General features: G+C 38.0%; 11 protein-coding genes. 6 read left to right on the top strand and 5 right to left on the bottom strand.

Annotated features, from left to right (window positions below; all coding sequences use genetic code 11):
* Positions 1–708: 708 nt before the first annotated feature.
* Together istA and istB are read left to right on the top strand one after the other, a co-directional pair.
* Complete coding sequence (gene istA / locus PVE40_RS11685) at positions 709–2,115, top strand: IS21 family transposase (protein ID WP_274732123.1); 1,407 nt, start codon at positions 709–711, stop codon at positions 2,113–2,115.
* Entirely contained in the window at positions 2,112–2,843 is a 732-nt protein-coding gene (gene istB, locus PVE40_RS11680) for an IS21-like element helper ATPase IstB (RefSeq protein WP_274732122.1), read from the top strand. Before istA ends, istB begins: the two co-directional genes overlap by 4 nt.
* A 90-nt stretch (positions 2,844–2,933) precedes the next feature.
* Here istB and PVE40_RS11675 read toward each other — a convergent pair whose 3' ends face one another.
* The 3 genes from PVE40_RS11675 to PVE40_RS11665 all read right to left on the bottom strand — a co-directional run bounded on the left by PVE40_RS11675 (position 2,934) and on the right by PVE40_RS11665 (position 6,565).
* Positions 2,934–3,476, bottom strand: a complete 543-nt coding sequence (locus tag PVE40_RS11675; protein ID WP_002301358.1) for a PBECR4 domain-containing protein — start codon at positions 3,474–3,476, stop codon at positions 2,934–2,936.
* A 313-nt stretch (positions 3,477–3,789) separates the two neighbouring features.
* Positions 3,790–4,341, bottom strand: a complete 552-nt coding sequence (locus PVE40_RS11670) for a tyrosine-type recombinase/integrase (protein ID WP_128704454.1) — start codon at positions 4,339–4,341, stop codon at positions 3,790–3,792.
* A gap of 292 nt (positions 4,342–4,633) precedes the next feature.
* On the bottom strand, positions 4,634–6,565 hold the full coding sequence (locus PVE40_RS11665) for a heavy metal translocating P-type ATPase (protein ID WP_274732121.1): 1,932 nt from the start codon (positions 6,563–6,565) through the stop codon (positions 4,634–4,636).
* 298 nt (positions 6,566–6,863) lie between these two features.
* Here PVE40_RS11665 and PVE40_RS11660 point away from each other — a divergent pair, with 298 nt between their 5' ends.
* Complete coding sequence (locus tag PVE40_RS11660) at positions 6,864–7,178, top strand: ArsR/SmtB family transcription factor (protein WP_068561834.1); 315 nt, start codon at positions 6,864–6,866, stop codon at positions 7,176–7,178.
* Positions 7,179–7,221: 43 nt separating this feature from the next.
* Positions 7,222–8,130 carry a cation diffusion facilitator family transporter gene (locus PVE40_RS11655; RefSeq protein WP_068561832.1) on the top strand — a complete coding sequence of 303 codons (909 nt, stop codon included), beginning with the start codon at positions 7,222–7,224 and terminating at the stop codon, positions 8,128–8,130.
* A 99-nt stretch (positions 8,131–8,229) separates the two neighbouring features.
* Here the strand turns inward: PVE40_RS11655 and PVE40_RS11650 are convergent, their stop codons facing one another.
* Positions 8,230–8,841, bottom strand: a complete 612-nt coding sequence (locus PVE40_RS11650) for a CadD family cadmium resistance transporter (protein WP_274732118.1) — start codon at positions 8,839–8,841, stop codon at positions 8,230–8,232.
* 16 nt (positions 8,842–8,857) lie between these two features.
* Positions 8,858–9,220: an ArsR/SmtB family transcription factor gene (locus PVE40_RS11645; protein WP_274732117.1), complete on the bottom strand. Its 363-nt coding sequence runs from the start codon at positions 9,218–9,220 to the stop codon at positions 8,858–8,860.
* 319 nt (positions 9,221–9,539) lie between these two features.
* Here PVE40_RS11645 and PVE40_RS11640 point away from each other — a divergent pair, with 319 nt between their 5' ends.
* Both PVE40_RS11640 and PVE40_RS11635 read left to right on the top strand, forming a co-directional pair.
* Entirely contained in the window at positions 9,540–9,869 is a 330-nt protein-coding gene (locus PVE40_RS11640) for an AbrB/MazE/SpoVT family DNA-binding domain-containing protein (protein WP_274732116.1), read from the top strand.
* Positions 9,859–10,146 (top strand): type II toxin-antitoxin system RelE/ParE family toxin, encoded by a 288-nt coding sequence (locus PVE40_RS11635; protein WP_274732115.1) that lies wholly within the window; start codon positions 9,859–9,861, stop codon positions 10,144–10,146. Before PVE40_RS11640 ends, PVE40_RS11635 begins: the two co-directional genes overlap by 11 nt.
* Positions 10,147–10,439 lie beyond the last annotated feature (293 nt).

Genomic DNA, 10,439 nt, shown 5'->3' with positions numbered 1-10,439 from the left:
CTTATTCTTTCCAAAGTATATCTACCTTGCTCATGCTATTAATGAGAGGGTATCGTTTTCATAGTCAAAACTCAAGATTAATGGCGCTAAATTAACAGACGATACTTAGTGCCTGTTTGCCATATCTATATCTTATGTCCATAAGTCAACAAGGATATTCTACCTGAAATATATAGCTGCCAATAAATTGAAAGGTCGTTCAAGACTTTTTCATGAGGGGTTCAGTCGGACTAAAAGGACTAATGTTACTGGACCTCAAGCCGCGCTTGTTACGCAAATTAACCCTGAATCGGAAGGGTGCTTAAATTGGATATTAACGGAGGGATAAAGTAAAATTTATCTCTAGGGAATGTTTAGAAAGGATCCAAGTTCGTTAACAAGTGACAATTAGTAATGTAGTAACAACGATAGATTGTATGCCGAACATTTCAATTTGATACGTATAAAAGACGATTTCAAGCTCATCCGTGATAAAATAACCCACATGAATGATTTGAAATCGTCTTAAAATGCTTTATTTTATAACCCAAAATAGAATAATTACTTCAAAATGACGTCGCATTGTGTAGAGCATAATAAAAGTGCAGAGTTTTGAAACGAAAAAGTACATAACGCTGCAATAAAAAAAGTCCATTGCTGACACCTGAATGAATAACCTACAATAGAGTTGTCGAGACTTATATTGGAGGATCAAAAAGGATGTTAACAATGGACCGAATTAATCATATCAAAGAAAGCCGAAATGAAGAAGGCCTTTCAATCAATCAGATTGCGAAAAATGAAGGAATAAACTGGCGCACCGCAAAGAAGTATGCCGACTCGGATATCTTGCCGAAGGAACGCAAACGAACGAGAAGCGGCATGATGTATGATGACGGCTGGCATGAAATCATTGACGGGTGGTTGTTCGAAGATAGCCGGGAAACCCGGAAAAATCGCCGGACACGCAAGGCACTCTTTGAACAACTCAAAAAACTTGGCTTCCCCGGTAGTTATCGGACGGTCTGCCAGTATATTCAAAATACCCAGAAAGAGACGGCCAAGGCGGCGGCGTTCGAAAAACTAGACCACCCCGCCGGGGAGGCGCAACTGGATTTCGGAACGTATCGCGTGGCATACCAGAACGAGCTGCGGACAATCAAGTTACTCGTGCTTGCATATCCCTATTCGAATCGTGCTTTCGCGGTGGCGTTACCGCGGGAAAATCGGGAGTGTTTCCTGAACGGTTTGGAGCGATTGTTTGAGCTCTCAGGTGGCATCCCCACAGAAATCCGCATAGACAATCTCGCAGCGGCTGTCATAAAACCGAAAAAAGGGAATGACGACACGGTTTTCACTGACGAATTCGAACAGTTTCGTGCCTACTACCGCTTCAATGCGGTCGCCTGTAACGCATACTCCGGGCATGAAAAAGGCGCCGTCGAAAACAAAGTGGGTTATATTCGCTACAATTTTTTCGATGAAATTCCCATGATGGCAAGCTTTGAACAGCTGACGGAATGGTTGAATAACCGACTGGCAGAAGACAGCATCCGGAATCATTATCAGAAACACGTGACCATCAGCGAATTGTGGGACGATGAAACGCCAACCCTCCTGCGACTGCCGACAGAACCTTATCCGGTTTTCAGCTACAAGGAAGCAAAAACCAACAAGTATGGTGAACTAACGATCGATGGTGAGGCCCTCCACATTCCGAAAGCGGGTCGAAATAGTCACCTGTTAGTGAGGCTTACCTGGAACAGCTTCACCTGTGTGAATGCCAATGGCGAAATTATTCATGAAGGACCCAGACCTTATATGAACGAATCCGTACCAGTCGATTGGAAGCAAAAATTCGAAGATTGGAAAATCAAGCCCCGTGCCATTAAGCACTCGCGTTATACCAAGCTTCTTCCGGCTAACATCAAGCTCTATTTGGTGGAGCAGAATCCAGCCACTATCCGAGAACGATTGCGGCAAATCAGCAGTTTGTTGGACCGTTACACACTTGAAGAAATGCAAGAACGCTTTGAAGAACTGGTATTGGCCAACCTGGGCTTAACAGAAACCCAAAAGCAAGTTGACATGACCCGCTATGATCAACTGAGTCCGAAGGCGGTGCAACAGGCATGAGGATGGAGCTGAGGGATTTGTGCCGGAAGTTGCGGCTGGCACATGTGTATGATTATGCGACGCGCCCCGATATTCCGGAGGAAGAGCAACGTGCCATACTCACATGCCTAAGGCATGAACAGGAGCAAAGGGAACTCGCCAAAGCGAACCGGTTCGTTAAACAAGCCGGGTTCCATAGCGAAAAGCAGCTGCAAAACTATGTTTGGCATAACCAGATTACTTTTCCGACCTATCTGACAAAGGAGGACTTGATTACGCTTGAATTCATAGACAAAAAAGAAAACCTGATTTTCATCGGTACACCGGGAACGGGAAAGACCTCACTGGCAACCGCATTGGGGCTTGAGGCCTGTAAAGACGGCAAGCAAGTCCGCTTCTACCGGGTCCTGGACTTGGTGGATAAGCTGTTGAGAGCCACCAGGAAAGGGACCTTGGAGCGAACCCGAAAAAGTATCCAGAACTGTGACTTATTGATTTTAGACGAGTTGGGCTACCTCCCACTGGATCAGGAAGGCTCCGAGCTGCTCTTCCATCTTATCTCGGATTTTTATGAACGAAAAAGCCTAATCATCACGACGAACCTTGAATTCAGCGCATGGAATAAGGTTTTCCAAGACCCACGGTTGACAAGTGCTTTAGTCGACCGTCTGATCCATCATGCCCATATCTTTTCTTTCTCAGGGGAAAGTTATCGTTTTACGAACGCATTATCAACCAGGAAAAATTGAATAACCAGGTTTAGCAATGTTCTGCACTATTGCGCTGCAAACTTCTGCACTTTCATCTTGCAAAATACAGTCGCATATCACTATTAATGATTAATCGATGACTTCCATAATCATTTTAAGTTCCCCGGATGTTAAATCCTCGCTAAAAATGCCAGTAACTTTTTGTCCAGGTCCAATTTCCTTTGATGATAGGTTTAACAAAGAGATAGGGATATAGATTAATCCGTTTTGTTTCAAAGACAGGGCCAATATTTTTTTCCTTGTTCGAATAGCTGCATCATAGCGAAGAGAAGAGTAAACACCTCTGCCAACAATAGAAATATGCTTCCCCAATAATAAATCAAGGCTACCTATTACTTGTAATTTCTGAAAGGTCGTCCCATCCGTTTTGATTTGAATATCCTGTAAATTTATTTTCCTGTCTAAGGCATCTTGAAAAAACAAGTGTGTGCCTCTGCGATAATCAATGCCACAGAGGTGCATAAAATTAGTTGTCGAAAAAATAATCGCTACCGTTGAGACTTCTCCGACAAAGGATACTTTTTTATCTACAAAATGTTCTTGTAAGAGATGGGCAGCCTTATAAATCGCGTTTAACTGTCTGGTAATTTGGGTTGTCTCTTTTATAGACATGCGTTTGTATTCTTTTTTTGCCACGTGTGAAGAATGCTCCTTTTTCCCAATAAAAAAAGCTGCTCAAAAGAGCAGCCTTTTATACAGGTTTAGTTTTGGTGCTTGCCACCCGCCGGACCCTTACGTTCCGGATTTGTATCGAGTTTAGTTTTGGTGCTCGCCACCCGCCGGACCCTTATGTTCCGGATTTATATCAAGTTGACTATGAGCCTGCTCTCATTTGTATATATAATATACCAAAAAAAGGCGGATTTGTCCAATACCGTGGCCAATTATAAACGTCTTACTGTGCTTATCTACTATAATAATACAATCAAAAACCTAACCGAAAATTTAATAACGTTTCACTGATTTCATCTTCATTAATTCCGATGTAGCGTTTGGTAATCTTCTCGCTGCTGTGACCAAAGATTTCCATTAAGGTGGCCACGTCTTTGGTTTTCTTGTAATAGTGGTACCCAAAGGTTTTTCGTAGGGTGTGGGTGCCGATATCGTCCCTTCCTAACAGCTTCGCGACCTTTTGAAACATCTGGTAGACCGTATTGACTTCTAAATGGCCGCCCTTAGTACTGGGAAACAAGTAAGCCTCCGGATCTAAGGCTGCGGTATAGCCGTGAATCAAGTCCTGTAAGCTGCTTAAGTATAAAATGCGTGTTTTCCCTGTCTTTTGCTCCACGATGCGCGGGTTTTTTGAGGTAATCACGTCTTTTTTCTTGAGTTTGACGATGTCGGACATGCGCAGACCGCTGTTAATTCCGATTAGAAACAAGAAAACGTCACGTTCCGCATTTTTATTCCGTCGCAGGCAAAATAAAAAATCATTAATCTCCTGTTGCGACCGTAGTGGCTGAACATTATAGCCCATGACAATCCCTCCTTTTTAGTCTGTTCGAATACATGATAATAGTCATTATAACACGAAATCGTGTGTTTAGGGGGAGTACAAAAAAAGAACCCTATAGGTATAGGATTCTCGATACACGATTTTATACAATTTCATGTGTCTTGTATTCAAGTCACGCCACAAGAGTATGGTTGACATATCATTTTGACTTTGAACATCTAGATAAATATAAATAAATAATATAGATAAAAAATGTAGTGTAATCCTTAATTATCTCTATTACTCGATTAATTTGAAGGTGTGCAATCATTCTTTAGACTGCCCTTAGCAATCGAAGTCCATTCAAAATAACAACCAATGTACTTCCTTCATGAATAATGACACTGATGGCAATATCCGTTAAGCCCAAGAAACTAACGACAATTAAAAAAGCAACAACGGCCATTGAAAAAATAATATTCTGCCAAATAACACGGTTCATTTTCGAAGAAATATTATGAGATTGTACCAATTTTGATAAATTGTTTTGCATTAAAACTAAATCAGATACCTCTACTGCCACATCAGTCCCATCTCCCATAGCGATTCCCACATCTGCATTAACAAGAGCAGGAGCATCATTTACACCGTCTCCAACCATGGCGGTCACACCGTATTTTTCTTTTTGTTCGTCTATTATTCTGGATTTGTCTTCCGGCATGACATTTGCAATCACTTCATCTATTCCCAATTGTTTAGCAACCGCTTTTCCCGTCATTTCTGAGTCACCAGTAATTAATGTGGTGTGTATACCTTGTTTTCTGAAATACTCAATGGTTGCTTTTGCATGTTCACTTGGAATGTCCATGAGGGCAATAAGGCCTAGAACCTCTTCATCTACTGCTAGATATACGACAGTTTTCCCTTCAGATGCCCATTCATTATTTAAACGACTATACTCATCTGAAACATCATCAAACGAAGTCGGTTTTCCTATACGATAATTTCTCCCTTTGTAATCTCCTGTCAATCCTTTACCAATCTGGTTTTCTACATCAATAGTTAGTTTGTTTTTTTGCTCAAACTTTCTTAGAATAGCATCTGCTAAAGGGTGATTGGATTCTTTTTCAAGAGCTACTACGATATCAATCATGTTTTCTTCGTTCACGGAATCAGCAAAATAATAATTGGTTACTTCAGGTTTTCCTTTGGTCAAGGTGCCCGTCTTATCAAATGCAATTGCTTTAATATCGGCTAATTGAGACAGGTAAGAACTACCTTTTGAAAGGACTCCTTTTTTGGCTAAATTAGAAGTCGTCGATAGCGTTGCCGAGACAGTAGCTGCTGCTAAAGCACACGGTGAAGCTGCAACTAAAAGGACTAATCCTCTATAGACACTTTGTGACCATGTCCAATCAAGTAGAAAAGGTGCCAATAACATGAATAACGGAATGGCAATTAAAACAACTGTGACGTATTTGGGTTCAAATTTTTGGATAATACTCGCAGCTTTTGTTTGGTTATCTTGGTTCTGGTTCACTAATTGTAAAATTTTTGAAAATACTGTATCTTCGTTTTCTTTGGTGACTTTCATCGTGAAGCTACCTGTTCCATTAATTGTACTCCCGAAGACGCCATCTCCTTTGTATTTCTCTTTCGGGATACTTTCTCCATTAATAGACGACTCATCAATGGATGTAGATCCAGACAAAATGACGCCATCAATAGGTACTTGATCGCCATTCAAAACTTGAAGTTGATCTCCCACTTTTAATTCACTGACATCTACATTTTTTGTACTGCCATCAGGTAGGATTAACCGGGCAGTCGTTGGATTCATTTCGAGTAATTTCGTTATTTCTCGTTTGCTTCTTCCTTCTGCATAATCTTCCAAAAAATGTGCTCCAGAAAAAATAAGAATCAATAATGTTCCTTCCCAAAAATTCCCCATTAAAGAAGCTCCGATTGCCGCTAATCCCATTAAAATATGAGAATTAGGCATGAACTTTTTTTGGTTTTTTGAGTTCTCAATTGTTTCTCCAAGGCCTTCAAGAACAATGACATGATACCCAGCGCTGATTGTAGCGATTGAGAACAAAACATTTTGTAGCAACTGATAATCTTCATTCAAAAATAGAGCAATCACTGCTAATGCTAAACCAACAAAGTACAAAACGACTGGCATTTTCCCATGATCATGATCATGATCGTGACCGTGGTTGTGATTATGCTTTTCTTGAGACTGTTGTTTTTGGACAGTTTCCATTTCTATTGCCTCCCTATATAATTTATAAGTCCTTTGTTTTCCATCATTTACTTCTTGAATCACAAAAATTTCCGCTATTTCTGGATCCTTTCGTCTATTCCAAAAGTAAATCGTAATGAATCTACTTTGCATATGACTAACTAATCATATGTTTGTATTCTCATTTTATATCGCTATATACGTTTTGTCAAGATAAAGAGAACGCAACTTCTCTTTTATAAACAAAAGATTAGCATTGTTTCGCTCATATGGTAATATAGATATGAACGAAAGGTCATATGAAAGGAATAAAAACACTATGGATATAAAAACAACTTCTCCAATCGATAAAGAATCTATTCTGTCAATAAGCAAACTATTTAAGGTGATTAGTGATCCTACACGATTGTCGGTTCTCTTTCTTTTACAGAAAAAAGAGTGTAGTGTTGGAAATATCGCTATTTCTCTGGACATGGAACAGTCTGCTATTTCTCATCAATTAAAAACGTTGAAAGACGCACGCTTAGTAAAATCAAGAAGAGAAGGAAAAAGTATGCTTTACAGTTTAGATGACCTTCATGTTTTTAGTATTCTCGAACAAGTTTTAACTCATGTCAGTGAATTAGAAAAATAAAACCAATTAGTTATGTAGCATACAAACTTAGGAGGTTTTTAAAATGTCAAAATCAGATAAAAATCATAATCACTCGCATCAGGATCAATCGAAAAAAAATATTAAAATTGCTTTCTTCATAAATTTTATTTTCTCCATAAGTGAATTTTTCTTTGGGTTTCTTTTCAATAGTGTGTCCATTATGTCTGACGCAGTTCATGATTTAGGGGACTCTATTTCAATTGGATTCGCTTGGTTTTTTCAAGGTTATTCAGAGAAAAAACAAGATGAACGGTTCACCTTTGGCTATAACCGATTTTCTTTACTGGGCGCGCTGATAACTGGCGTTGTGCTAATTAGTGGCTCGTTCTTTATGATCTATCGTAGTGTGCCACGTTTGCTTGACCCACAACCCGTAAATTATAGTGGCATGTTCTGGCTTTCTCTCGTAGCTATTGCATTGAATGGATATGCTGCTTGGATTTTAAGCAAAGGCACATCCAAAAATGAGGGTATGTTGAACCTCCATATGCTGGAAGACGTATTAGGGTGGATTGGAGTCTTGATTGTGAGTATTCTAATGAACTTTACCGAGGCATATCGTCTGGATCCTATCTTATCGATTTTGATTGCACTCTATATCCTCTACAAAACCATTCCTGAATTTTTCACCACAATGAAAATTTTATTGAATGGTTCGCCTGAAAATGTAAACGTAAAGAGCTTGGCGAATTCCATTAAAAATGTTCCTGCTGTAAAAGACCTCTCACATTTTCACATTTGGTCACTGGACGGGGAAGAAAACGCCCTTATCGTCACGGTTCTTATAGACCCTTCAGACATAGACAAGGCTAGGGAAATAAAAGAAGTAATTGCAGAAATCGCACATGAATCCAGTGTGAAAAATCATATCACAATAGAAATAACAACAAGTAAAGAAGAACTTGAGAAAGGATACTCCCACAACACTTAGGATAGTCCTACACTAAAAATACCTCATTATTTGAAAAGCAAAAAAGGCAGCGACTAAACAAATCGCTGCCTCTCTTTTTATCTTTCGTGATTATGATTTTTAAAAACCTAGTAGCGTTTGTATCGTCCCGTTCTCTACCAAGATAAAGATTCCTAATCCAATAAACACGATTGGAACAATGATTCGTTCATACTTTTCTAACGTTTCGGAAACAAAGGAAATTTTTGCCAACTTATAACTGATAAAGCAAAGAATCGCAATCGAGATAACGAATACTACTAAGGCAATTAAAATTTCTGAAAAAGCTAACGAAGTAAAGTAGGGAATATAAATCCCTAAATTGTCTCCACCTGACGCAATGGTTATTAAGGCGACAGTCCAGAATAACCGACTGGTTCCTCTAGATTCTAGTTTTTCAACGACTTCCTCTTCTTCTTCCTCCTCTTCGCCTATCACAGCGACACGGATACCTAAATAAATTGGAATTAATCCAAGAAGTCCAATGATCCAATCTTGCGGAATAAAATTCAGCACATAAGCAGCAAACAAACTTATAGCTACCAAAATGCCTGTTCCAAGATATTGACCCCAAAAAATGTGACGAATACCTTTTTGTGTGTGATTTTGGGAAAAGATAATAAGCAAGATAAACAAATAATCAATGCTGGTAGAAATGTAAACAGCGATAGCTGAAAAAATACTTTGTAACAAAATAACTTCCTCCAAACTAAGATTTCATAGATAGATTTTCTGATAACTTTAAAAAAACACGAATAGCGGAAAGAATGTCTTCATTCGCTAAAGAGTAATAAACTACTTTTCCTTCTTGACGTGATTTTGCCATCCCATGTTTTTTTAAAAAACGTAAATGGTGTGACGTTGTAGCAACGCTAGCAGTAAGTATTTCTGCTAAATCACAGACACACATTTCCTTATAGGTTTCTAAAGCATAGAAAATTTTAATTCTAGAATAATCGCTGAAACATTTACCTAACACAAGTAAATTTGAAAAATCTTTTTGATCCAATTTATTTTTTATTACAGTTACTTTTTCTTTATGTACGATAGTCACTTGGCAAACGTTTTCCATTCATCTCACCTCACATTCAAACGATTATTTGAATGAAGTATACCTATTTGATCACTCTTTTGTCAATCTACCTTAATTCCAATACACTATTATAAGCAACTTCATGTATTGAAGTAAACTTACTTGCAAGTGCGTTTTTGGCTTCAAGTTAAAAACATATTATTATTCTACATAATTTCCTTCCTAATCAAATAAAACTCCTTTGGAAATTGTTCTAAAGGAGTTTTATTATTTTGTATTTCTACTAAAAATAGAGTACAATGTAATTACTAAGTAATTACATGGTGCTTACGAAGTGTTAAATGATGGAGGAAATAATATGATTACAAAAACAAGAAAACAAGGAAATTCTATTATGTTAACTGTCCCTAAAGAATTCGATGTGCCCAATGGTGTTGAAGTAGAAGCTAAGCTTGTAGAGAATGGTATCCTTTATGAGTTTGTAGAGCCTAAAAAAGAATTTTTTGATTTTAGTGAAGATATTTTGGCTGATATTCTTTCAGAAGGTTATAGCAAACAAGAGATATTAAAAGAATTTAGAAATAGAAAAAATGCGTTAACTTCTGCATTTAGAACTATTGCTGAAGATACTGTTGCAAATTCTAAACCGATGACAAAAGAGGAGTTGGCAGCAGAAATTGGCTTATGAGATTCTACCTTCTAAACACGTAATAAAGTATCTAAAAAAATTAAAAGAGAAAACATTAAAAGAACAATTTTTAACGATAATTTATGATGAGATAGCAGTTCGTCCTCATTCGGGAGAACAAAAAACGGGTGATTTATCAGGAATTTGGGCTATGGGATTCACGTATGCAGGTACGACATATCGCGTTGCATATGAAATTAAAGATAATGCAGTGATACCTATCTTACTATGTGGAACGCATGAAAATTTTTATGAACAATTAAAAAAGATTAGGTAAGAACCCAACGTTATTAACTTGAGAGGATAGACTACACTTCGAAAGATAATTTTTAATAGCTGAGAGTTGTAATACCCTATATTTTTAAACCACTAACCTACATATTTATGAAAACAGAAAAATTAAAACGCATTTTAAGCCTCTTTCAAATTAAACGCTTCATCCTTGTGCACAAAGAGGGCTTAAAATGCGTTATTTTATATTGTTTTTTAGTAATTTGATTTGTCAATTTAAGCTAGACAAAGTAGATTCGTCTAGGTAACTCAAAAACACTTCTAGTGGCGTCTGGTAAT

The sequence above is a fragment of the Jeotgalibaca caeni genome, assembly GCF_028863945.1.
Taxonomy (GTDB): Bacteria; Bacillota; Bacilli; order Lactobacillales; family Aerococcaceae; genus Jeotgalibaca; species Jeotgalibaca caeni.
The sequence above is the reverse complement of the archived record's forward strand: the minus strand, read 5'-3'. Positions and strand labels throughout refer to the sequence as shown.

Bases quoted from the DNA above. Each gene is read 5' to 3' on its own strand.
- istA (WP_274732123.1), top strand. From the start codon at position 709: ATGGACCGAATTAATCATATCAAAGAAAGCCGAAATGAAGAAGGCCTT.
- istB (WP_274732122.1), top strand. From the start codon at position 2,112: ATGAGGATGGAGCTGAGGGATTTGTGCCGGAAGTTGCGGCTGGCACAT.
- PVE40_RS11675 (WP_002301358.1), bottom strand. From the start codon at position 3,476: ATGTCTATAAAAGAGACAACCCAAATTACCAGACAGTTAAACGCGATT.
- PVE40_RS11670 (WP_128704454.1), bottom strand. From the start codon at position 4,341: ATGGGCTATAATGTTCAGCCACTACGGTCGCAACAGGAGATTAATGAT.
- PVE40_RS11665 (WP_274732121.1), bottom strand. From the start codon at position 6,565: ATGGAAACTGTCCAAAAACAACAGTCTCAAGAAAAGCATAATCACAAC.
- PVE40_RS11660 (WP_068561834.1), top strand. From the start codon at position 6,864: ATGGATATAAAAACAACTTCTCCAATCGATAAAGAATCTATTCTGTCA.
- PVE40_RS11655 (WP_068561832.1), top strand. From the start codon at position 7,222: ATGTCAAAATCAGATAAAAATCATAATCACTCGCATCAGGATCAATCG.
- PVE40_RS11645 (WP_274732117.1), bottom strand. From the start codon at position 9,220: ATGGAAAACGTTTGCCAAGTGACTATCGTACATAAAGAAAAAGTAACT.
- PVE40_RS11640 (WP_274732116.1), top strand. From the start codon at position 9,540: ATGATTACAAAAACAAGAAAACAAGGAAATTCTATTATGTTAACTGTC.